This is a genomic window from Arthrobacter sp. BF1, from assembly GCF_056680215.1.
In genome coordinates, this window is record NZ_CM155271.1 from 1577753 (window position 1) to 1600366 (window position 22614).

Below are 22614 nucleotides of genomic sequence, written 5' to 3' on the forward strand. Positions count from 1 at the left end.
AGTGCGTATCCCACTTTCCTGGCTGCGTGAATTCGCAGCAGTACCGGTCGGAGCAACGGCCGAAGACGTGATGGCCGAACTGGTCAAGGTCGGCTTTGAAGAAGAAGCCGTCCACCGCCCCACGGACACCCTGCAGGGCCCGGTTGTGGTGGGCCAGGTGCTGAGCATCGTCAAGGAACCGCAGACCAACGGCAAGACCATCAACTGGTGCCAGGTCCGGGTTGTCCCCGAAGGCCAGGCACAGACCCTCACCGGCGAGGGCATCGACCCCTCCGGCGTACAGGGGATCATCTGCGGCGCCCACAACTTCGTGGAGGGCGACAAAGTAGTGGTCACCCTTCCGGGGGCGGTGCTGCCGGGCGATTTCCACATCTCGGCGCGTAAGACCTACGGCCACTTGTCCGCCGGCATGATCGCCTCCGTCCGTGAACTGGGCATCGGCGAGGACCACGACGGCATCCTGGTCCTGTCCCGGATCGGGCTTGACCCGGAAATCGGCACGGACGCCATGGACCTGCTGTGCCTCTACGACCAGGCAGCCGAAATCAATGTGACCCCGGACCGCGGCTACGCGTTCTCCATCCGCGGAGCGGCCCGTGAATACGCGCATGCCACCGGAACGTCGTTCACCGATCCCGCGTCCACGGTGCAGGCGCCGGCCGAGCTGACAGGCGGCTACGGCGTCAAGCTCAACGACGACGCTCCCATTTACGGCAAGCCCGGCTGCGACCGCTTTGTGGCCCGCACCATCCGCGGCGTGGATGCCGCCAGGCCCACTCCGCCGTGGATGACCTCGCGGCTGCGGCTGGCCGGCATCCGCTCCATCTCCCTGCCGGTGGACATCTCCAACTACGTGATGCTCGAGCTCGGCCAGCCCACGCACTGCTACGACCTGGACAAACTGTCCGGTGACATCGTGGTCCGGCGTGCGGTGGCAGGGGAAAAAATCACCACCCTGGACGACAAAGAGCGCACGCTCGATGTCGAGGACCTCCTCATCACGGACGGTTCCGGTGCCATCGGCATTGCCGGAGTCATGGGCGGCGCCGCGACCGAGGTGAGCAAGTCGACGTCGAACATCCTGGTGGAAGCTGCCCACTTCGATGAAGTGTCGATTGGCCGTTCCCGCCGCCGCCACAAGCTGCCGTCCGAGGCGTCCAAGCGCTTCGAACGCGGCGTTGACTGGCACGTGGCGGACATCGCCGCCCAACGTGTGGTTGACCTCTTGGTGGAGCTCGCCGGTGGCGTCGCTGACCAGGCGGGGACCGACGTCGGGACCGCACCTGACGCCGTGACCATCATGTTGCCGGCGGACTTCGCCGCCCGGCGGATCGGGATCGACTTCACCGAGGAGCAGATCACCACGTCGCTGGTGGACCTCGGCGCCCTGGTGGAGAAGACCGACGGCGGCTGGACCGTAACCGCCCCCAGCTGGCGCAATGACCTGGAAACCAAAGAGGACCTCACCGAGGAAATCGCGCGGCTGGTGGGCTACGAAAACATTCCCGCCACCCTCCCGGTGGCCCCGCCCGGACGTGGCCTGACCCGCGTGCAGCAGCAGCGCCGTCGGCTCATCCAGGCGCTGGCGGACGCCGGCCTGACCGAAGTGCTGGCCTACCCGTTCGTCTCCAAGGCAGCCAATGAGACCTTCGGCGTGGCCGAGCAGGGCGCTGCCCGGCCCGCGATCAAACTGGCCAACCCCATCAGCGAAGAACACGGCTACCTGCGGACGTCCATCCTGCCCGGGCTCATCGAGGTGGCTAAGCGGAACCACTCCCGCGGCTTCCGCGACCTGGCACTCTTCGAATCGGGCCTCGTCTTCCTGCCCGACGGCACGATGGGGACGCCGTCCATCCCGCCGCTGGGCGTCAAGCCCGCCGACGAGGTCCTGGATGCACTGTACGACGGCGTTCCTGACCAGCCGCTGTACGTCGCCGCTGTCCTCACGGGACATGATTCACCCGCTGCCGCCAGCCACACGCCGCGACTGTGGGACTGGTCCGACGCACTGGATATCGCCCGGCTGGCCGGGGACGTCCTGGGCGTGGAGGTGGTGGTCAGCCAGGGTGCGCACCAGGCGTTCCACCCGGGCCGGGCCGCGCAGCTCTCGCTGCGGACCGGTGAAGTGGTGGGTTACGCCGGCGAGCTGCACCCGAAGCTCCTGGCCGCGCATGACATGCCTGCCCGCTCGGTGGCGCTGGAAATCAACGCCGATGCCCTGTTCGAGGCGGCCGCGGACGTCATTGTGGCCCGCCACATCTCCACGTTCCCGGTAGCCACCCAGGACGTGGCCTTGGTTGTGCCGCAGGATATTCCGGCCGACCAGGTTCTCGAGACGCTGCGTGAAGGCGCCGGCGAGCTGCTGGAGGACGTGGCCCTGTTCGACGTCTACGCCGGCAAGGGCATTGAGGAAGGCAAGAAGTCGCTGGCTTTCGGCCTGCGGTTCCGTGCAACGGACCGGACGCTGACGGCAGATGAGGCTTCGGCCGCCCGCGAGAGCGCCGTGGCACTGGCCGCCGAGCGCTTCGGCGCCGTGCAGCGCTAAGCCTGATCTCCGTGGCAGGTCCGGCAACGGTGGTTCCGGTCCTGCGTTCCTGCCCTCCCGGTTATCCGGGAGGGCAGTCCGGGTTGATACCGGAGCGCGAAGGGCTTATGCAGGGCCCGACGGCGGCCGGCTGGCTCCCGCTGTTGGGCCCCGCAGAGCTGGAGCGGGCGGCAGCCCTGGCGCCGGGCCCACGGGCCATTTTTGTTGCCGGCAGGGGGGCTCTGCGAACGCTCGCCGCAGAACTCCTGGACGTTCCGGCGTCGGACCTCACCACGAACTTCAGCTGCCGCCGGTGCGGTACCGGCCCCGATGTATCTCACGGCAGGCCGGGCTACGCGTTCCGGGGAGAGCCGGTGCCGCTGGCACTGAGCCTGTCCCGGAGTTCCGGCTGGATCCTGCTTGGTGCCGTGGTGGAACCACCTGCCGGTGTAACGATCGGCGTGGACCTGGAGGACCCGGCGCGGCTGGACTTTGACGGGTTCGACGCTGTTGCCCTGACGCCGGCCGAGCGCGCGGCACTTGCCGGGCTGTCCGGGCCTGCCCTCCTCGACGAGCGCGCCCGGCTGTGGGTTCGCAAGGAGGCCTGGCTGAAGATGACAGGCCGCGGCCTCACCGTCGCCCCGGACAACCTCGATGTTCTGCATCGTGCGGAGCTCCGTGACCTGGCTCCCGGGGAGGCAGGCCTGCCGCTGGACCTCCGTGCCGCCGTCGCACTTTCAGCTGCCGCGTCGTCTTAGCGCTCGGGCAGTCAGCGCACGGGCCGTCAGCGCACGGGCCGTCAGCGAACGGGCAGGGGCGGCAGGGCCGTTTCGTGGAGCCACGGGTGCAGCACCGCCTCGGTATCCAGCCCGGTGGCCCGGTCCGCGGCGAGAATAAAAGCAGCGGTGCTCACCGACGCGTGCCGGTGGGCAGCGGTCCAGTCGTGCAGCAGGGCGAAAAACGCCAAATCGCCGCACCTGACACGCAGGGCGTGCAAGGCCAGGGCTCCGCGCTTGTACACGCGGTCATCAAACATCAGCTCCGGACCCGGGTCACCGATGACGATATCCTGGCTGCCGGACGCCAGCTTCCGCCACGCCGCGGCGGCCCGGTTGGCCACCGGCATGACGCCGGCTTCCTCGGACCAGATCCACTCTGCGTAGCAGGCGAAACCCTCGTGCAGCCAGATGTCCGCCCAGGATGCGGCCGTGAGGGAGTTGCCGAACCACTGATGGGCGAGCTCGTGGGCGATGAGCCGCTGGGACTCCCACTCCTGTGTCAGGTGGTTCCGGCCCAGGATGGAGAGCGTCTGCGCCTCAAGGGGTATTTCCAGCTCGTCTTCGGTGACCACGACGGTGTATTCCGGGAAAGGGTAAGGCCCGAAGCAGCTGGCAAAGGTACGCATCATCTCCGGCTGCCTGGCCAGGCCTTCGCGGGCTGCGTCACACAACAGCGCCGGCACGGCGGCATACTGGGGGACCTGCCCGTTCGCGGTGGCGGCATCCAGCCGGAGGAGCTCGTACCGGCCGATCTGGACCGTGGCAAGATAGGTGGCCATGGGCTCCGGCTGCTCGTAAACCCACGTCTCGCGGCTTGACCTGCTGCTGTGGGAGACAAGGGTGCCGTTGCAGACGGCCCGGTAGTTGGTATCGGTGGTCACGCTGATGCGGTAGCTGGCCTTTTCGCCGGGATGGTCGTTGCACGGGAACCAGGACGCAGCGCCGTTAGGCTGGCCCGCCACCAGGACTCCATCGGTTAACTCCTCCCAGCCCACTTCGCCCCAGAACCCCCGTCGGGGAGCCGGATTGCCTTCGTACTTGATGTCCAGGGTGAAGACTTCGCCGGCCGGCAGCGGAATGTCAGGCACGATGACCAACTGCTCCGCGCGCTGGCTGTACTTGCGCACACGCCGCCCGCTGAGCTGGATCTTGGTGGCGCGCAGCCCGGTCAGGTCCAGCACCAGGGCCGCCGTGGTGTACTGCGTGACAGCATGCAGGACTGCGCGCCCGCTGAGGCGGTTGCTGCTGAGCTTGTAGTCAAGTTCCAGTTCGTAGCGGTTCACTCGATAGGCGTTGGTGCCATGGCCGGGCACGTACGGGTCCGGCGCTGACGGGCGCTGCTCCGAGGTGGGTGACGGGCCGGTACTGGCGACCGCGGGGCTCGGTGCGGGGGAACTCATAAGACGGACTTTCCGGTCAGGAGGGGCGGACAGTTGGGTGCTACGGGGCTACCTCGGTTTGGGCGCGGACTTCGATGGGCCACTCCAGGGACTCACCGGATTGCCCATCCAGTACGTCGCGGCCGGAACCGATTCGCCACGCATCACCAGCGACGCCGGTCCCACTGTTCCACCGTTGCCGATGCTTGCCTGGGGCAGGATCACACCGTGGGGTCCCATGGTTGCTCCGTCTTCGAGGGTAACAGTGTCCAGGCTCATGACCCGGTCATGAAAGAGATGGGTTTGGACTACGCAGCCACGGTTGACGGTCGAATTCCGCCCGAGGGTCACCAGATCCGCTTCGGGGAGCCAGTAGCTTTCGCACCACGTGCCGCGGCCGATCTTTGCGCCGAGCGTCCGGAGCCACCAGACCAACGCGGGGGTTCCGGTTGCTGCCCGTGCGAACCAGGGGGCGCTGACCATTTCGATGAACGTATCCACCACCTCGTTCCGCCAGATAAAGGAACTCCACAGCGGGTGCTCGCCCTTATGGATCCGTCCCACGAGGACCCATTTGGCGACGACGGCGCTGCCCGCGGCCACCGCGCCGGCCACCAGCATGACCACCCCGCCCACCGCGGCAGCAATCCCGTAGTTGTAGGAGGCAGCCAGCCAGTCAAAGGCAAGCATCACGCCGGCGGCTATGGCTACTGTGGTCACCACCGGGACGAAACGGCCCAGCTCCCAGAGGCAGCGGGCAAACTTGAGCCGCAGCGGGGGTTCATAGGTGCGGGTATCGTCCGAGGCGATCGCCGTGCGGCGGAGCCGCACGGGCGGGCTGCCCAGCCAGGATGTTCCGGACTTTGCCTTGGCAGGTGTGGCGGACAGTACCGCGACGAGCGAGTTCTTGGGCACGTTCCGGCCGGCAGCGGTCATGCCGGAGTTGCCCAGGAAGGAGCGTTTGCCGATCTTCGCAGGAGCGATCCGCAGCCACCCGCCGTCGAGCTCGTAAGACGCCACCATGGTGTCATCCGCCAGGAAGGCGCCCTCACCCACGGTGGTCATCTTGGGAATGAGGAGGACGGTGGAGGCCTCGACGTTTTTGCCGATCTTCGCCCCCAGCAGGCGAAGCCACACCGGTGTGAAGAGGCTCGCGTAGACAGGGAAGAGCAAGTCACGGGCCAGGTCCAGTACCCGTTCGGTGGCCCAGACCTGCCAGCCGATCCGGCTGCGGACACGGTAGTAGCCCTCTTTCAGGCCAATGCCCAGCAGCCGGGTCGTGCCCAGGATCAGCAGGAGGTTAACCACGAACCAGGCAAGGGCCGCAGGCGCCAGCGCGGCCAGGATGTGAGGCACGGCGGCGGACAGCGATTGGCTACCGCGGATGAAGGCGAAGATCACGAGGGCGGCGGCCGCGGCGGAGATGTAGGGAATGAGCGCCAGCGTGGCCGAGGCGAGGGAGAAGCCGGCGAACCAGAGCCGGCCAATCAGCCGGTGTTCTTCCGGCGTGTCCGGCAGGGTGTGTTTGGCCTTGCCCCGGCGCTCGGCGGGGGAACCGGCAACGTGGTGCCCGGCCTTCACTTTGCCGAGGACGGCCGAGCCCGGTTCCACCTGTGCGCCTGCGCCGATCGAAGCGCCGGGCATCAGCGTACTGCGCGCACCGACGCTGGCACCGGCACCGATGCGGACGGCGCCGATGTGGACCACATCGCCGTCGATCCACCAGCCGGAAAGATCCACCTCGGGCTCCACGTTGGATCCGCTGCCGAGGGACAGCAGTCCGGTGACCGGTGGCAGCGAGTGCAGTTGGACGTTATTGCCGATCTTGGCGCCCAAAGCACGGGCGTAATACGGCACCCACGGTGCACTGGCCAGGCTGATCGCCCCCGCCAAATCCTGGATCTGTTCAGCCAGCCACAGGCGCAGGTGTATCTTCCCGGAGCGCGGGTACGTGCCGGGGACCACCTTGCGGAGCAGGAACCGTGCCGCGGCGATGGAAATCAGCATGCGGCCGGCAGGGGAAACGAACACCAGCCAGGACGCGGCCACCCACCACCAGGACACGGTGGGGGCAGCGCTGAAGCCAGCGAACGCGGACAGCAGGTTGTTGGCCAGCATCAGGTAGGTCAGCCAGCGCATTCCCACCAGGATGTGCAGCGGTATGCCCATCAGGGTCTGGAAGATCTGCGACTTCAAGGCAGTGGGGCGGACGGTCCTCGCCGGGGCCGGTCCGGCAGCTCCCTCCGGAAGGGACTGGCGGGCAGTATCAATCAGCGCCCCAATCCTGGGCGTCGCGTAGATGTCGGCAACAGTGATGGTGGGATAGTGCACCCGGAGGGCCGAAACCAGCTGGGCGGCCGAGAGCGAGCCGCCGCCGTACGCGAAGAAATCGGCGTCGAGGCTCGTCACCGGGCCGCCGAGGACGGCGGCCCATCGTTCGGCCACCCACGCGGCATCTTCGGGGAGGTTCAAGGGTGCTGCGTCAGCATCGGCTGCGCCGGACCCGGTCAGCGGCCACGGCAGCGCGTGGCGGTCCACCTTGCCGCTCGTTTTGGTGGGCAGCGAGTCCACCACAGTCAGCAGCGGAATCAGCGGGGCAGGCAGGCTTGCGGCCAAGTGTTCGCGGGCGGTCACCAGGTCGAGATCCGCATCTGCGGCCAGGTAGCCCACCAGGATCTGGTTGCCGGCCGCGGTTGTCTTGACGGCCGCCGCAGCTCCCGCGACGTGGGGGAGGGCCTGGAGGGCAGCATCAATTTCACCCAGCTCGATCCGGCGGCCGCCCAGTTTCACCTGTTCATCGGCGCGGCCCATAAAGATCAGGCCTTCGGCTTCGTAGCGGACCAGGTCGCCCGAACGGTAGGCGCGCTCCCAGCCGAAGGCGGGCATCGGCGCGTACTTCTCACGGTCCTTGTCCGGATCCAGGTAGCGGGCCAGCCCGACGCCGGCGATGATCAGCTCGCCGATTTCGCCTGCGCCGACGGGCAGTCCGTCGGTGTCCACCACGGCCAGGTCCCAGCCATCCAGCGGCAGGCCGATGCGGACGGGGCCGGGGCCGCCCATGGGAGCAGCGCAGGCCACCACCGTGGCCTCGGTGGGGCCGTAGGTGTTCCAGACTTCACGGCCGGGGACGGCGAGGCGCTCGGCGAGTTCGGGCGGGCAGGCCTCACCGCCGAAGATGAGGAGCCGGACGTTCTCGAGGGATTCAGCCGGCCACAGGGCGGCAAGAGTGGGGACGGTGGAGACGGCGGTGATGCCGTGGTTGATGAGCCAAGGACCAAGGTCCGTCCCGGTCCGGACGAGGGCGCGCGGGGCCGGTACCAGGCAGGAGCCGTGGCGCCAGGCCAGCCACATCTCTTCGCAGGAGGCATCGAAGGCAACGGAAAGACCGGCCAGGACCCTGTCCTGCGGACCGAGCGGTTCTTCCTGAAGGAAGATCCTGGCCTCGGCGTCAACAAAGGCCGCGGCGGAGCGGTGCTGGACGGCTACGCCTTTGGGCGTGCCGGTGGACCCGGAGGTAAAAATGACCCAGGCGTCGTCGCCCGGCTCCGCAAGGCGGTGCACGGCAGCGCTGTGGTCACCGCAGCCGGCATCGGCGGGACGGGAAGAGTCCCGGGGCTCTGTGAAAGTGACTGCGTCCCCGCCGGTGAGGACTGCCGCGACGCGCGCCTCACCGAAGACCAGCCGGGCACGCTCCTCAGGATCGTCCGCGTCGACGGGCACGTAGGCGGCGCCGATGTACAGGATGGCCAGGATCGAGATGTAGAGCTCGTTCGTCCCGGAGGGAATGCGGACGCCGATCCGGTGCCCGGCGCCGAGGCCTGCCGCCTGCAGGTCACGGCCCTTGGCCCGCACGGCGGCCGTCAAGTCGGCGTAGCTCAGGGACCGCCGTCCGTCGTCCAGCGCCGACGCCTCGGGGAAACGGGCAGCCGAGTCCTCCAGGACAGCCATCAGGGTCCGTTCCGGCGGGGCCAGCGGCAAACCGGGCAGCTGGGGCCGGTATAACTCTTCAGGCAGAGATGCGACGACGTCAGACAAGTGCTCACTCACCGTCGGATTATGCCCGCTCAAGGTGAACGGAAGGTGTCCTCAATTAGTTGAAGGTTCACATTCCGTTCACCCGGACCGTGGCGGATGTCAGGGAACCAGCAGGACTTTGCCCGTGGTGCGGCGGCCTTCGAGGTCCTCGTGGGCGCGCCGTGCCTCGGCCAGGGGATAGCTCGCGCCGATCCGCACGTTCAGGCTTCCGTCCGCCACGGCAGCGAAAATTTCGCTGGACCGCCACAGCCGTTCCTGGGGATTGGCGAGGAAATCAGCCAGCTTTGGCCGTGTCAGGGACAGCGAGCCACCGGCATTGAGCCGCTGCGGATCCACCGGCGGCACAGCGCCGGAAGCGGCTCCGAACAAAACGAGGAATCCCCGGGCGCGGAGGCTGGCAAGCGAGCCGTCGAACGTGTCTTTTCCCACGCCGTCGTACACCACATCGACGCCCACGCCGTTGGTGATTTGACGGACTGCCTCTGCGAAACCCTCGTAGCGAAGTACTTCGTCGGCGCCGGCGGCGCGCGCCAGTTCTTCCTTTTCCTCGGTGGAGACGGTGGCGATGACGCGGGCGCCCCGGGTCTTCAGGAGCTGGGTTATGAGCAGTCCGACGCCGCCGGCTCCGGCGTGGACCAGCACCGTCTGGCCGGGCTGCACGTTGAAGGAGGAGTTGATGAGGTAGTGGGCGGTCATGCCTTGGAGGGGCAGCGCTGCGGCGGTGTGGAGGTCCACGCCGTCAGGAACGGGAAGTGCTTTCGCCGCGTCCAGGACGGTGTATTCGGCGTAGCATTCCTGCCCCTCGGCGGTTGCCACCCGGCTGCCCACGGTGACGCCCTCGACGCCTTCCCCGACTTCCTCAACGGTCCCGGCAGCCTCGGAGCCGGGGGTGAACGGATACGACACCTTGTACATGCCGCCGCGCTGGTAGGTCTCAATGAAATTGACCCCGGTGGCCGCCACCTTGATCAGCAACTGACCTGGGCCGGGGGTGGGCCGCTCCACCTCCGCGGACTCGAGGACTTCCGGACCTCCGGACTGGCGGGCAACGACTGCATGCATGGAACGTCTCCTCTCCGGGCGGGGATTTCCCGGTCCGGCTTCTCTGACCATCCTATGGACGCCGCTTCCGTCGACGAAGTTCTGCGGGGTCAGGGGGTCAGTAGCGGCGGGTGACCGTGGCCATGGGGCACTCGAAGTGGCGCCCGGCGGAGAGTCCCACGTTGTTGAGGTAGCGGACGATGATGCCGTAGGACTGGAGCAGGGTGGTTTCCGTATAGGGAACCTGGTGCTTTTTGCAGTACTCGCGGACGATTTTGGCGGCCTTGTCCAGTTGGGGGCGCGCCATGTCCGGGAAGAGGTGGTGCTCAGCCTGGCGGTTCAGGCCACCGAGCAGGATGTCCATAAAGCGCCCGCCCGAGATGTTCCGTGAGGTCAGGACCTGGCGGCTGAAGAAGTCCACGCGGCTGTCCGCGGGCAGGACCGGCATGCCCTTGTGGTTCGGCGCGAAGGATGCGCCCATGTAGAAGCCGAAGACGGCAAGCTGCACGCCGATGAAGGCGAACGCCATTCCCAGCGGCAGGAACGTGAAGGCCAGGACGGGCAGGGCACCGAGGCGGACCAGCAGGATGGGGATCTCCACCCAGCGGTGCGTGACCTTCGCGCGGCGGAAGACGAACTTGACGGAGTCGATCTGCAGCCCCAGGCCCACCAGGAACAGGAGCGGGAAGAAAAACCAGCCCTGCTTGCGGGTCAGGAACGAAAACCGGCCCTGGCGGTCGGCAACCGCTTCGGTGTGGAACGCAATGGGGCCGGGGGCGATGTCCGGATCCTTGGAAATGACGTTGGGGTGGTTGTGGTGGGCGCCGTGCTTCTGCTCCCACCAGGAGTAGCTCATGCCGGCCACCGAGGTAGCCAGGATGCGTGCGGTCCAGTCGTTGGCCCTGCGTGATGCGAAGATTTGGCGGTGGCCGGCCTCGTGGGCCAGGAAACTCAGCTGCGTGCAGAGGACGCCGACAGCTGCGGCGATGAGGAGCTGGAACCAGCTGTCGCCGATCAGGGCGAAGCCGAACCAGGTCGCAGTCATCAGCAGGACAAGGCTGGAAAACAACGTGATGTAGAAGCCGACGCGGCGTTCCAGCAGGCCTTCAGCCTTAACGCTCTTCAGCAGCTCCGAGTAACTCAGGACAACTGCGTTAGGCTTCCGGACGCGCGATTGAGGGCGCTCGGGGGTGTGTAGGGTGGTGGACATGAAGCGGGGCCTCGTCACAGTTACGGGCAACGCTGCAGCCGACATTCGGACTGCGCGGTCAGGATCACCCTCAGTCCAGCTTACGCGTACGTGTCCAAACGGCTTTGGGCGCGGAGTTGCCGCGAGTGCATAAATATCGGGCATCATGAATACTTTTGCTGTAAGATGATGGCTATGACTATTTCTGTTGCCGTCTCCGGGGCCAGCGGTTACGCCGGAGGGGAAGTCCTGCGCCTGCTCGCGGGCCATCCGGACGTGACCATTGGTGCCATCACTGCACACAGCAATGCGGGCTCCCGCCTCGGCGAACTCCAGCCGCACCTGCACGGGCTTGCCAGCCGCATCCTCGAAGACACCACGGTGGAAAACCTGGCCGGTCACGACGTTGTGTTCCTGGCGCTCCCGCACGGCGCGTCCGCCGAGATTGCGGCGCAGCTTCCTGAAGGCACCGTGGTGATCGACGCCGGCGCAGACCACCGCCTCGAGGATCCGGCCGCGTGGGAAAAGTTCTACGGCTCCGCGCACGCAGGTACGTGGCCCTACGGGCTGCCGGAACTCCCTGGTCAGCGGGACGCCCTCAAGGGTGCCACCCGGATCGCCGTCCCCGGCTGCTACCCGACGTCGGCCCTGCTGGCGCTGACACCAGGTTTCGCCGCCAAACTGCTCCAGCCCGACGACGTCGTGATTGTTTCCGCCTCCGGTACCTCCGGCGCGGGCAAAGCTGCGAAAGTGAACCTGATTGGCTCTGAGGTCATGGGCTCCATGAGCCCCTACGGCGTGGGCGGCGGCCACCGGCACACTCCGGAGATCGAGCAGGGACTTTCCAACGCTGGCGGGGAACGCGTCACCGTCTCCTTTACCCCCACGCTGGCCCCGATGAGCCGCGGCATCCTCACCACGGCCACGGCCAAGGTCAAGCCCGGCACGACTGCCGCCGACCTCCGTCAGGCCTGGGCCGATGCCTACGACGACGAACCGTTTGTGCACCTGCTCCCTGAAGGACAATGGCCCACCACCAAATCCGTGGTGGGGTCCAACCATGCAGCCATGCAGCTGGCCTTCGACGAACACACCGGCCGCGTGATCGTGACCTGCGTCATTGATAACCTCACCAAGGGGACTGCCGGCGGCGCCGTGCAGTCCATGAACATTGCACTTGGCCTGCCGGAAACGGCCGGCCTCAACCTGCAGGGAGTTGCCCCGTGACCGTTACCGCCCCCTTGGGATTCCGCGCTGCAGGCGTCACCGCCGGCCTGAAGACATCCGGGAAGCCGGACGTCGCCCTTATTGTCAACGATGGCCCGGCCAAGACGGCGGCCGCGGTCTTCACCAGCAACCGGGTGGCAGCGGCACCTGTTCACTGGTCCCGCCAGGTTGTCTCGGACGGCAGGGTAGACGCCGTGGTGCTCAACTCCGGCGGCGCCAACGCCTGCACAGGTCCCCAAGGCTTCCAGAACACGCACAGCACAGCAGAGAAGGTCGCCGCGGTCCTCGGCATTTCGGCCACGGACGTGTTCGTGTGCTCCACCGGCCTGATCGGCGAACAGTTGCCGATGGACAAGATCCTGCCCGGCGTGGAGGCTGCCGCCGCGGCGCTCAGCACAGACGGTGGCCCGGACGCCGGAAACGCCATCATGACCACCGACTCCGTGCCGAAGTCCGCGCTGTTCATCGGAACGGATGCGGACGGCCAGGAATTCACCATCGGCGGGATTGCCAAGGGCGCCGGCATGCTCGCTCCCGGGCTCGCCACCATGCTGGTGGTCCTCACCACCGACGCCACCGTCGAAGCGGAAATGCTCGACGTCGTCCTCCGCGATGCCACGCGCGTCACCTTCGACCGGGCGGACTCCGACGGCTGCATGTCCACGAACGACACTGTGGTGCTGCTGGCCTCCGGCGCATCGGGCGCGGTCCCATCCGCCGAAGCCTTCGGAACCGGGCTGACCCAGGTGTGTGCAGAACTGGCGCGCAAGCTCATCGGGGATGCCGAGGGTGCCAGCCACGACATCGCCATCCGCACCTTCAACGCAGCCACTGAGCGGGACGCCGAAACTGTCAGCCGCTCCGTGGCCCGGTCTAACCTCTTCAAGGCAGCCATTTTCGGCAAGGACCCCAACTGGGGCCGTGTGCTGTCCGCAGTCGGAACCACGGACGCCGTTTTTGAACCGGACCAGCTGAACGTCGCCATCAACGGCATCCAGATCTGCCGGAACGGGAGCATCGGGGACGACCGCAACCTGGTGGACCTGGAACCCCGCGAAGTGCTGGTGGAGATCGACCTGCAGTCCGGTGACGCCGAGGCCACCATCTGGACCAACGACCTCACCCACGATTACGTCCACGAGAACAGCGCCTACTCAAGCTAGATCCGCCAGCAACCCTGGAGAGACCGCCGCATGAACACCCAGACCCGCGAAACCACGTCCATGAGTGATGCCCAAGGCAAGGCAGGCACGCTGATCGAGGCTCTGCCCTGGATCCAGCGCTTCGCCGGCACCACCATGGTGATCAAGTACGGCGGCAACGCCATGGTCAACGAGGAGCTGCGCCGGGCGTTCGCGGAAGATGTCGTGTTCCTGCACCATGTAGGTATCCATCCTGTAGTGGTCCACGGCGGCGGTCCCCAGATCAACTCCATGCTGGCGCGGCTGGGCATCGAGTCCGAGTTCAAGGGCGGCCTGCGGGTCACCACCCCCGAAGCCATGGACGTGGTCCGGATGGTGCTTACCGGACAGGTGGGCCGCGAACTGGTGGGCCTCATCAACTCCCACGGGCCCTATGCGGTGGGCATGTCCGGCGAAGACGGCGGTTTGCTCCAGGCCGTCCGCACCGGAACCGTCATTGATGGCGAGGAAGTGGACCTTGGCCTGGTGGGCGAAGTGGTTGGTGTGAACCCGGAAGGAATCCTGGACATCCTGGCCGCCGGCCGGATCCCGGTCATCTCCACGGTTGCCCCGGAGATTGAATCCCACGGCGTCGAAACAGCGGCTGGCGAGGTGCAGACCACCGGCCAGGTCCTCAACGTCAACGCCGATACGGCAGCGGCCGCCGTGGCGGAAGCCCTCGGGGCATCCAAGCTGGTGATCCTGACCGACGTCGAAGGCCTCTACGCCAGCTGGCCGGACCGGTCCTCGCTGATTTCCTCCCTGACGGCGTCGGAATTGCGCGAGCTGCTGCCCTCCCTCGAGTCCGGCATGATCCCCAAGATGGAAGCGTGCCTCAAGGCCATCGAAGGCGGAGTGGAGCGCGCGCACATCGTGGACGGCAGGCTGCCTCACTCGATGCTCCTGGAAACCTTCACGACGGCGGGCATCGGCACGCAGGTCGTCCCCGACGAAGAGGTAAAGGCATGACCAACACAGAACTAAGCCAGTCCGCCGCCAGCGCACTCGTTGGCCACACCAGCGGCGCCGAGTGGCTGGCCCGCTACTCCACGTCCCTGATGGGAGTTTTTGGCACCCCGCAGCGTGTCCTGGTCCGTGGTGCCGGTTGCCTGGTGTGGGATGCGGACGGCAAGGAATACCTGGATCTGCTCGGCGGCATTGCCGTCAACGCACTGGGCCACGCCAACCCGTTTGTCACCTCAGTGATCTCCAGCCAGCTGGCCACGCTGGGGCACGTCTCCAACTTCTTCACCAGCCCCACCCAGATTGCGCTGGCCGAAAAGCTGTTGGCCCTGGCGCAGGCTCCGGCAGGCTCCAAGGTTTTCTTCGCCAACTCCGGCACGGAAGCTGTGGAGGCCGCCTTCAAGCTGGCGCGGCGGAACAGCACCGGCCCCAACGGTGCGCCCCGGACCAAGATCATTGCCCTCGAAGGTGCCTTCCACGGGCGCACCATGGGTGCCCTGGCCCTGACAGCCAAGGAAGCCTACCGGGCGCCGTTCGAGCCGCTGCCCGGCGGCGTGGTCCACATCCCGTTCGGCGACGTTGCGGCACTGGAAGCTGCCATCGACGAGACCGTTGCAGCCGTCTTCCTGGAACCCATCCAGGGCGAAGCCGGCGTCCGGCCCTTGCCCGCCGGCTATCTGAAGGCAGCCCGGGAAGCGACCACCAAGGCCGGCGCCCTGCTGATCCTGGATGAGGTCCAGACCGGCATCGGCCGCACCGGCAAATGGTTTGCCAGTGAGGACGCCGGGATCGTTCCGGACGCCATCACCCTCGCCAAAGGCCTGGGCGGTGGCTTCCCCATCGGCGCGCTGATCACCTTCGGCGAGCAGACGTCGTCGCTCCTGACCGCCGGCCAGCACGGCAGCACCTTCGGCGGGAACCCGGTCGCGACCGCGGCCGCCCTGGCCACGCTGCATGCGATCGAAAGCCAGCGGGTTTTGGAGAACGTCGTGAAGGTGGGGGAGTACCTCCGCGCCGGACTGTCCGGCGTCGACGGCGTCACGGAAGTCCGCGGCGAAGGCCTGCTGATCGGCTTCGACCTGGACGCGGACGTAGCCCCCGCCGTGGTCACTGCCGGACTGGACGCAGGCTTCATCGTGAACAGTCCAGGACCCCGCACCATCCGGCTGGCCCCGCCGCTGGTCCTCACCATCGAACAGGCCGGCACGTTCCTCGCCGCCCTCCCGGCCCTCCTCCAGACAGCTAAGGACGCGCAGTGACCCCCGTAGTTTCATCCGCCGGTACAGCACCCGGCACCACCCGCCACTTCCTGAAGGACACCGACCTCAGCCCCGCCGAGCAGGCAGAGGTCCTGGAGCTTGCTGTCCGGATGAAGGCTGAGCCGTACAGCGTGCAGCCGTTTGCCGCCAAGGGGAACGGCCGCAAGACCGTTGCCGTCATCTTCGATAAGACCTCCACGCGGACGCGGGTGTCGTTTGCCACCGGCATCGCGGACATGGGCGGCAACGCGCTGATCATCAACCCGGGCGAAGCGCAGATCGGCCACAAGGAATCCGTCGAGGACACCGCCAAGGTCCTGGAGCGCATGGTCTCCACCATCGTCTGGCGCACGGGTGCCCACTCCGGCCTGGTGGCCATGGCGGAGAACTCCAGGGTGCCCGTCATCAACGCCCTGTGCGATGACTACCACCCGTGCCAGCTGCTGGCGGACCTGCTCGCCGTCAAAGAACACAAGGGCGAGCTCAAGGGCCTCACCATGGCCTACCTCGGCGATGCCGCCAACAACATGGCCAACTCCTACCTGCTGGCGGGCGTCACCGCCGGGATGCACGTCCGCATCGCCGGGCCTGAAGGCTACCTGCCGGCCGCGGAGATCATCGCTGCCGCCGAGGAACGCGCAACCGAGACCGGCGGGTCCGTTTTGGTCACCACTGACGCCGCAGCAGCCCTGAAGGGAGCCGACGTCGTCGCTACTGACACGTGGGTTTCCATGGGCCAGGAAGCCGAAAAGGAAGCCCGGCTGCAGCTGTTCCGGGAGTACTCCGTCGATGAGGCGGCGATGGCACACGCGGCGGATGACGCCGTCGTGCTTCACTGCCTGCCCGCTTACCGCGGCTATGAAATCTCCGCTGGCGTCATCGACGGCCCGCAGTCCATCGTGTGGGACGAGGCCGAGAACCGGCTGCACGCCCAGAAGGCGCTGATGGCGTGGTTGATGCACCGGTCCGGGCTGGCATTTGTCGAGGGACTTTCTCCGGTTGAAGGCACCGGGGAGAGCACGTTCTAATGTCCGTCCCGTCCGCAGCGCCGGGCTCCAGCCCGGCCACCAAAACGGCCCGCCAGGCGCGCATCGCCGCCATCCTGACGGGTGAATCGGTGCGCTCCCAGGCGGAACTGGCCGCGCTGTTGGCGGACGACGGCGTCCAGGTCACCCAGGCAACCCTGTCCCGGGACCTCGTGGAACTCGGCGCCGTCCGCGTCCGCGGCAAGGAGGGCGTGCTGGTCTACGCCGTGCCCGGTGAAGGCGGCGAACGCGCGGCCAAGAGCGGTGTGAGCCAGGAAATCCTGGACGCCAGGCTCGCCCGGCTGTGCAGCGAGCTGCTGGTCACTGCCGAAGCGTCGGCCAACATCGCTGTGCTCCGGACCCCGCCCGGCGCGGCCAACTTCCTGGCACTGGCCATTGACCACTCGGTGATGCCGTCCATCCTGGGGACCATCGCCGGTGACGACACCGTCCTGCTGGTCTCCCGGGATCCGCAGGGCGGGCAGGATCTCGCCGTCCGGTTCCTGCAGCTGGCCGAGGAAGCCGCGCAATAAACTTCGCGCCATAAACTTGAAGACAACCAAGAACCAAACAACTAAGGAGCATTTTCGTGACTGAGCGTATTGTTCTGGCCTACTCCGGTGGTCTGGATACATCTGTAGCCATCGGCTGGATCGGTGAAGCCACCGGCGCCGAGGTCATCGCGGTAGCGGTCGACGTCGGACAGGGCGGCGAATCGCTGGAAACCATCCGCCAGCGCGCCCTGGGCTGCGGCGCCGTCGAAGCCTACGTGGCCGACGCGTCCGATGAGTTTGCCAACGAGTACTGCATGCCCACCCTGAAGGCCAACGCCCTCTACCAGGGCCACTACCCCCTGGTCTCCGCCATTTCGCGCCCCGTGATCGTCAAGCACCTGGTCAAGGCCGCCCGCGAATTCGGCGCCACCACCGTTGCGCACGGCTGCACGGGCAAGGGCAACGACCAGGTCCGTTTCGAAGTCGGCATCCAGACCCTCGGCCCGGACCTGAAGTGCATCGCCCCGGTCCGCGACCTCGCCCTGACCCGCGACAAGGCCATCGCCTTCGCCGAGGAAAAGGGACTGCCGATCGAGACCACCAAGAAGAACCCGTACTCCATCGACCAGAACGTCTGGGGCCGCGCCGTCGAAACCGGCTACCTCGAGGACATCTGGAACGCCCCCACTAAGGACATCTACGACTACACCGCCACCCCGGAATTCCCGCCGGCACCGGATGAAGTCACCATCTCCTTCGAAGCCGGCGTGCCGGTAGCGATCGACGGCGTCCGGGTCACCCCGCTGCAGGCCATCAAGGAACTCAACCGCCGTGCCGGCGCCCAGGGCGTGGGCCGGATCGACGTCGTCGAGGACCGCCTCGTGGGCATCAAGTCCCGCGAAATCTACGAAGCTCCGGGTGCCATGGCGCTGATCACCGCGCACAAGCACCTCGAGGACATCACCGTCGAGCGTGAGCAGGCCCGCTTCAAGGCCACGGTTGGCCAGCGCTGGGCCGAGCTGGTCTACGACGGTCAGTGGTTCTCCCCGCTGAAGCGTTCCCTGGATGCCTTCATCGAGGACACCCAGAAGTACGTGTCCGGGGACATCCGCATGACCCTGCACGGTGGCCAGGCAGTGGTCAACGGACGCCGTTCCGAGACGTCGCTGTACGACTTCGACCTCGCCACGTACGACACCGGCGACACGTTCGACCAGTCCATGGCGCGCGGCTTCATCGAGCTGTGGGGCATGTCCGCCAAGGTTGCCTCCGGCCGCGATATCCGCGTCGCAGGAAAGTAGCCCGCGTGGCTGAGCAAAAGTCCGAGGCAACGAATACCGGTGCACTGTGGGGCGGCCGGTTCGCCGGCGGCCCCGCAGATGCCCTCGCCGCGCTGAGCAAGTCCACGCACTTTGACTGGCGGCTGGCCCGCTACGACATTGCCGGCTCCAAGGCCCACGCCCGCGTGCTGCACAAGGCCGGGCTGCTGGACGACGCCGAACTCGAGGGCATGCTTGACGCCCTGAGCCGGCTGGACGGCGACGTCGCCTCCGGTGCGTACCTGCCGGCGGAGTCCGACGAGGACGTGCACGGCTCGCTGGAACGCGGCCTGATCGAGCGCGCCGGCACCCAGCTGGGCGGCAAGCTCCGTGCCGGGCGGTCCCGCAACGACCAGGTGGCCACACTGGGCCGCATGTTCCTGCGTGACCACGCCCGGATCATCGCCCGCGGCGTGCTGGCCACCATCGAGGCGCTGGTGGACCAGGCCAAGGCGCACCAGGGTGTGGCCATGCCCGGACGCACCCACCTGCAGCACGCCCAGCCGGTCCTGCTCAGCCACCACCTGCTCGCCCACGCCTGGGCGCTGCTGCGCGATGTGCAGCGGCTCCAGGACTGGGACAAGCGCGCGGGCGTGTCGCCCTACGGTTCGGGCGCCCTCGCCGGCTCCTCGCTGGGACTGGACCCGGAAGCAGTTGCTGCGGACCTCGGCTTCTTCTCGGCCACCCACAACTCGATCGACGGCACCGCTTCCCGCGACGTCTTCGCCGAGTTCGCCTGGGTGACGGCCATGATTGGTGTGGACCTGTCCCGCGTTTCGGAAGAGGTCATCCTGTGGGCCACTAAGGAGTTCTCCTTTGTTACCCTGCACGATTCGTACTCCACGGGCTCCTCGATCATGCCGCAGAAGAAGAACCCGGACGTGGCCGAGTTGGCGCGCGGCAAGGCGGGACGTCTGATCGGCAACCTGACCGGGCTGCTGGCCACTCTTAAAGGCTTGCCGCTCGCGTACAACCGCGATCTGCAGGAGGACAAGGAGCCGGTCTTCGACGCCGCCGACACCCTGGAGCTGCTGCTCCCGGCGGTTTCGGGCATGATCGCGACGCTGAAGTTCAACACGGAACGGATGGAGTCCCTGGCACCCCAGGGCTTCGCGCTGGCTACGGACATTGCCGAATGGCTGGTCCGCCAGGGTGTTCCGTTCCGTGAGGCACACGAGCTCTCCGGAGCGGCGGTCAAGCAGGCCGAAAGCCGCGACGTGGAGCTGTGGGACCTGACGGATGAGGAATACGCTGCCATCTCGGAGCACCTCACCCCCGAGGTCCGCACGGTGCTCTCGACGGAGGGGTCGCTCAATAGCCGCAACTCCCAGGGCGGCACCGCACCGGCCGCCGTCGAACGCCAGCTGGTAGCGCTGGAAGCCGAGCTAGCCGGCGTCCGGGACTACGCGAACTAACCGTCAAACGCTCTCTCAGTTAATGCGGGTTTTCTGACAACGCTCTCTCACTTTCCTGAGGAAAGTGAGAGAGCGTTGTCGTTCTTCCTGCGTTAACTGAGAGAGCGTTGTGCGGTAACGGGCGGAACTTCCCCGCTACCATTGCGGCATGAACGACGCCTTCCGCAGCCAACTCCGGGCCCTGCCGGATTTTCCCTCAGACCTGCCGGACTTCGACCTCGCCACGGCGCCGGCTGATCCGGTGGCGCTGTTCAAACTGTGGCTGGACCAAGCGCTGGCTGCAGGCGTGCTGCAACCGCACGCCTGCAGCCTGGCAACGGCGGACCACAATGGACAACCGTCCGCCCGGATGCTGATCCTGAAAGATATCGTCGACGGCGGCTGGCAATTCGCCACGTCCCGCACCTCGCGGAAGGGCCGGGAACTCGCGGTCAACGCCGCCGCGGCCCTGAACTTCTATTGGCCGCAGCAGGGCAGGCAGGTCCGGGTGGCCGGACCCGTGGTTGAACTGTCTGCCGAGGCGTCGGCGGCAGACTGGGACGCGCGGCCGGCAGCGGACGGCAGCCACAATCCCGAGTGGCAGCTCTACGCTGTCAGGCCAACGGAACTGGAATTCTGGCAGGCACGCCACGACCGGCGGCACATCCGGCACCGCGTCGGACCGGACGGAATCCCGCTTGAGTGAGGGCTACACCGCCTCGCGGGCCAGCAGGCTTTCGTTTGCCTCCCGCGCGAGCAGGCTCTCCTTGATGGCCAGGCCCCAGCGGAAGCCGCCCATGGAACCGTCGGTACGGATGACGCGGTGGCACGGCACAAACAAGGCTGCCGCGTTGAAGGCGCAGGCGCTGGCCGCGGCCCGGACCGCCTTGGGGTTGCCTGACAGCTCGGCGTATTCGGTATAGGTCACCGGGGACCCCGGACGGACCGTCCTCAGCACATCCCAGGCGTGTGCCCTGAACGGCCCGGACCTCTGCAGGACGGCAACGGTCATGGCAGGGGCGGGATCCCCGGCATAAAACGCTTCCACCGCCCGGGAAATCGGACCCAGATCGGTCACGGCCTCCACGTCGGCCGGACGCAGCTGCGGGTGGATCTGCCCGGTCAGCTCGCCAAGCTCGGCGGTCCAGCCGGACGCAAGGACCACGCCGTCCTGCGCGAGGATAGTGAACGGACCGTCCGCGGTGGACATAGTCAACAGCTGGGCTTTCATTGCATCGCTTTCTCTGGAATGTTCTGCTTACGTCGGGGGGCCTTCGACGACGCCGCCGCCCGCCACAGGTGCATGGTGGCGTAGGACCGCCAGGGGCTGACTTCCCGGAAATCCGGCGCCGTTACCACCCCCGAGCCGGCCCCCGAGCCGGCAGCTGCCGGGGCGAGCGCGCGGATGCCGTTCCGTACGGCGGCGTCGTTGGCAAGGAAGATGTCCGGGGCGCCGAGGACACGCATGGCCACGTAGCCCACCGTCCAGGGTCCCACGCCCGGCAGGGGGAGCAGTTTGGCTTCCAGCCCGGGCAGGTCGTCGCCATAGCCGAAGTCCAGCTCGCCGCCGGCGAGGGATGACGCGGCGGACCGAAGGGAATCAATCCGACGCTGGGGACCACGCAGCAGCGAGTAGCCCGAACCGGCGATCTCGGCTGCAGTGGGAAACAACCGGTCCAGTCCCTCGCCCGGAACCATGCTGGAACTCCCGGCGGCGGACAACTGCGTCAGGGCGGTCCGTGCCGCCGCCACCGTGATCTGCTGACCGATCATGGCCCGGACCAGGAGTTCCTGGGGGTCCACCGCCCCGGGCATCCTGATGCCGGGCACACGCGCCACTGAGGGGGCGAGGCGTGGATCAGCAGCCAACGCATTGTCGATCGCCACGGGGTCGGCATCGAGGTCGAACAGCCGGCGCACCCTGCTCAGCAGCGCGGGCAGGTCCCGGAGGTCCACCGCGCCGATGGTGAGGGTCAGCGGGCGCCCCGGTGCGCCGTCGTCGTAATTCACACTGAAGCGGGCGTCACCGTGGGGGAGCCGCAGGGTACGGGCGTACGACGTCGGTGTCCCCGCCTCGATCCCGGGGATCGCCCTGACGGCGAGGAAGGAAAAAACGCCGGAGTCGAAGGGTTCGCGGTACGGCAGGCTCAGTGTCAGCGAGGTCGTCGCAGCGGTGGTTGCATGGTGCCGGGCAGTGGCGCGCAGGGCGGTGGGCGTCATGGCGAAAACCTCCACCATGGTGTCGTTGAATTGCCGGACGCTGCTGAAGCCGGACGCGAAGGCGATGTCTGCCAGCTTCATGGAGGTGGACACCAGCAAGGTGCGCGCGGTCTGGGCACGGCTGGCACGGGCGAGGGACAGCGGGCCGGCGCCGAGTTCGTGGCTGAGGATCCGGTTGAGCTGGCGGGCGGAGTAACCCAGCCGGGCCGCCAGACCTTCCACGCCGTCGCGGTTGATCACGCCGTCGTTGATCAGGCGCATGGCCCGCCCGGCCAGGTCCTGCCTGACGTTCCAGGCCGGTGTCCCGGGGACGGCTTCGGGGAGGCATCGCTTGCAGGCCCGGTAGCCGGCGTCGTGGGCCGCGGCGGAGGTTTCGTAGAAGGTGACATTGGCCGCTTTGGGGGTTCGGGCCGGGCAGGACGGGCGGCAGTAGATCCCCGTGGTCCGGACAGCAGTGTAGAACTGCCCGTCAAAACGGGTGTCCCGCGCGTCGATCGCACGGTAGCGCTGCCAGAAGTCCATCCCCCTATCCTGCCAGCCTGGCCTCGGGTGTGCTAGCGGAAATCGGACATGGCCGTGCGTGTT

At 67.3% G+C, this 22614-nt stretch carries 17 protein-coding genes; 11 read left to right on the forward strand and 6 right to left on the reverse strand.

Annotated features, from left to right (window positions below; all coding sequences use genetic code 11):
- Position 1: 1 nt before the first annotated feature.
- Entirely contained in the window at positions 2-2545 is a 2544-nt protein-coding gene (gene pheT, locus AC1MCD_RS07445) for a phenylalanine--tRNA ligase subunit beta (RefSeq protein ID WP_498677268.1), read from the forward strand.
- A 107-nt stretch (positions 2546-2652) separates the two neighbouring features.
- Complete coding sequence (locus AC1MCD_RS07450) at positions 2653-3282, forward strand: 4'-phosphopantetheinyl transferase family protein (protein ID WP_498677270.1); 630 nt, start codon at positions 2653-2655, stop codon at positions 3280-3282.
- 41 nt (positions 3283-3323) lie between these two features.
- Here the strand turns inward: AC1MCD_RS07450 and AC1MCD_RS07455 are convergent, their stop codons facing one another.
- The 4 genes from AC1MCD_RS07455 to AC1MCD_RS07470 all read right to left on the reverse strand — a co-directional run bounded on the left by AC1MCD_RS07455 (position 3324) and on the right by AC1MCD_RS07470 (position 10968).
- On the reverse strand, positions 3324-4703 hold the full coding sequence (locus AC1MCD_RS07455) for a M1 family metallopeptidase (RefSeq protein WP_498677272.1): 1380 nt from the start codon (positions 4701-4703) through the stop codon (positions 3324-3326).
- A gap of 48 nt (positions 4704-4751) precedes the next feature.
- The gene (locus AC1MCD_RS07460; protein ID WP_498678229.1) at positions 4752-8630 is read right to left on the reverse strand and encodes a Pls/PosA family non-ribosomal peptide synthetase; all 3879 of its coding nucleotides are present in this window, start codon (positions 8628-8630) and stop codon (positions 4752-4754) included.
- 186 nt (positions 8631-8816) lie between these two features.
- On the reverse strand, positions 8817-9779 hold the full coding sequence (locus tag AC1MCD_RS07465; protein WP_498677274.1) for a quinone oxidoreductase family protein: 963 nt from the start codon (positions 9777-9779) through the stop codon (positions 8817-8819).
- 97 nt (positions 9780-9876) lie between these two features.
- Positions 9877-10968 (reverse strand): fatty acid desaturase family protein, encoded by a 1092-nt coding sequence (locus AC1MCD_RS07470; RefSeq protein ID WP_498677275.1) that lies wholly within the window; start codon positions 10966-10968, stop codon positions 9877-9879.
- A 174-nt stretch (positions 10969-11142) separates the two neighbouring features.
- Between AC1MCD_RS07470 and argC the strand changes: the two genes are divergently transcribed.
- The 9 genes from argC to AC1MCD_RS07515 all read left to right on the forward strand — a co-directional run bounded on the left by argC (position 11143) and on the right by AC1MCD_RS07515 (position 20515).
- Positions 11143-12174: an N-acetyl-gamma-glutamyl-phosphate reductase gene (gene argC, locus AC1MCD_RS07475; RefSeq protein WP_498677277.1), complete on the forward strand. Its 1032-nt coding sequence runs from the start codon at positions 11143-11145 to the stop codon at positions 12172-12174.
- Positions 12171-13337, forward strand: a complete 1167-nt coding sequence (gene argJ / locus AC1MCD_RS07480; RefSeq protein ID WP_498677280.1) for a bifunctional glutamate N-acetyltransferase/amino-acid acetyltransferase ArgJ — start codon at positions 12171-12173, stop codon at positions 13335-13337. The genes argC and argJ overlap by 4 nt, the downstream gene beginning before the upstream one ends.
- Before the next feature lie 30 nt (positions 13338-13367).
- The gene (argB, locus tag AC1MCD_RS07485) at positions 13368-14324 is read left to right on the forward strand and encodes an acetylglutamate kinase (protein ID WP_498677282.1); all 957 of its coding nucleotides are present in this window, start codon (positions 13368-13370) and stop codon (positions 14322-14324) included.
- On the forward strand, positions 14321-15577 hold the full coding sequence (locus AC1MCD_RS07490; protein WP_498677284.1) for an acetylornithine transaminase: 1257 nt from the start codon (positions 14321-14323) through the stop codon (positions 15575-15577). The genes argB and AC1MCD_RS07490 overlap by 4 nt, the downstream gene beginning before the upstream one ends.
- A complete protein-coding gene (gene argF, locus AC1MCD_RS07495) occupies positions 15574-16605 on the forward strand; it encodes an ornithine carbamoyltransferase (RefSeq protein ID WP_498677286.1) in 1032 nt (343 codons plus the stop codon). Before AC1MCD_RS07490 ends, argF begins: the two co-directional genes overlap by 4 nt.
- Positions 16605-17135: an arginine repressor gene (locus tag AC1MCD_RS07500; protein ID WP_190988724.1), complete on the forward strand. Its 531-nt coding sequence runs from the start codon at positions 16605-16607 to the stop codon at positions 17133-17135. The genes argF and AC1MCD_RS07500 overlap by 1 nt, the downstream gene beginning before the upstream one ends.
- Positions 17136-17191: 56 nt before the next feature.
- Positions 17192-18397 carry an argininosuccinate synthase gene (locus AC1MCD_RS07505; RefSeq protein ID WP_491352179.1) on the forward strand — a complete coding sequence of 402 codons (1206 nt, stop codon included), beginning with the start codon at positions 17192-17194 and terminating at the stop codon, positions 18395-18397.
- A 5-nt stretch (positions 18398-18402) separates the two neighbouring features.
- Complete coding sequence (gene argH, locus AC1MCD_RS07510; RefSeq protein WP_498677288.1) at positions 18403-19830, forward strand: argininosuccinate lyase; 1428 nt, start codon at positions 18403-18405, stop codon at positions 19828-19830.
- A 148-nt stretch (positions 19831-19978) separates the two neighbouring features.
- Positions 19979-20515 carry a pyridoxamine 5'-phosphate oxidase family protein gene (locus AC1MCD_RS07515; RefSeq protein WP_498677290.1) on the forward strand — a complete coding sequence of 179 codons (537 nt, stop codon included), beginning with the start codon at positions 19979-19981 and terminating at the stop codon, positions 20513-20515.
- A gap of 3 nt (positions 20516-20518) precedes the next feature.
- Here the strand turns inward: AC1MCD_RS07515 and AC1MCD_RS07520 are convergent, their stop codons facing one another.
- Together AC1MCD_RS07520 and AC1MCD_RS07525 are read right to left on the reverse strand one after the other, a co-directional pair.
- Positions 20519-21040 carry a methylated-DNA--[protein]-cysteine S-methyltransferase gene (locus AC1MCD_RS07520; RefSeq protein WP_498677292.1) on the reverse strand — a complete coding sequence of 174 codons (522 nt, stop codon included), beginning with the start codon at positions 21038-21040 and terminating at the stop codon, positions 20519-20521.
- Positions 21037-22551, reverse strand: a complete 1515-nt coding sequence (locus tag AC1MCD_RS07525) for a DNA-3-methyladenine glycosylase 2 family protein (RefSeq protein ID WP_498677294.1) — start codon at positions 22549-22551, stop codon at positions 21037-21039. Before AC1MCD_RS07525 ends, AC1MCD_RS07520 begins: the two co-directional genes overlap by 4 nt.
- Positions 22552-22614 lie beyond the last annotated feature (63 nt).

Excerpts from the sequence above, each read along its gene's own strand:
- AC1MCD_RS07450 (WP_498677270.1), top strand. The coding sequence starts at position 2,653 with ATGCAGGGCCCGACGGCGGCCGGCTGGCTCCCGCTGTTGGGCCCCGCA.
- AC1MCD_RS07455 (WP_498677272.1), bottom strand. The coding sequence starts at position 4,703 with ATGAGTTCCCCCGCACCGAGCCCCGCGGTCGCCAGTACCGGCCCGTCA.
- AC1MCD_RS07460 (WP_498678229.1), bottom strand. The coding sequence starts at position 8,630 with ATGGCTGTCCTGGAGGACTCGGCTGCCCGTTTCCCCGAGGCGTCGGCG.
- AC1MCD_RS07465 (WP_498677274.1), bottom strand. The coding sequence starts at position 9,779 with ATGCATGCAGTCGTTGCCCGCCAGTCCGGAGGTCCGGAAGTCCTCGAG.
- AC1MCD_RS07470 (WP_498677275.1), bottom strand. The coding sequence starts at position 10,968 with ATGTCCACCACCCTACACACCCCCGAGCGCCCTCAATCGCGCGTCCGG.
- argC (WP_498677277.1), top strand. The coding sequence starts at position 11,143 with ATGACTATTTCTGTTGCCGTCTCCGGGGCCAGCGGTTACGCCGGAGGG.
- argB (WP_498677282.1), top strand. The coding sequence starts at position 13,368 with ATGAACACCCAGACCCGCGAAACCACGTCCATGAGTGATGCCCAAGGC.
- AC1MCD_RS07490 (WP_498677284.1), top strand. The coding sequence starts at position 14,321 with ATGACCAACACAGAACTAAGCCAGTCCGCCGCCAGCGCACTCGTTGGC.
- AC1MCD_RS07500 (WP_190988724.1), top strand. The coding sequence starts at position 16,605 with ATGTCCGTCCCGTCCGCAGCGCCGGGCTCCAGCCCGGCCACCAAAACG.
- AC1MCD_RS07515 (WP_498677290.1), top strand. The coding sequence starts at position 19,979 with ATGAACGACGCCTTCCGCAGCCAACTCCGGGCCCTGCCGGATTTTCCC.
- AC1MCD_RS07520 (WP_498677292.1), bottom strand. The coding sequence starts at position 21,040 with ATGAAAGCCCAGCTGTTGACTATGTCCACCGCGGACGGTCCGTTCACT.
- AC1MCD_RS07525 (WP_498677294.1), bottom strand. The coding sequence starts at position 22,551 with ATGGACTTCTGGCAGCGCTACCGTGCGATCGACGCGCGGGACACCCGT.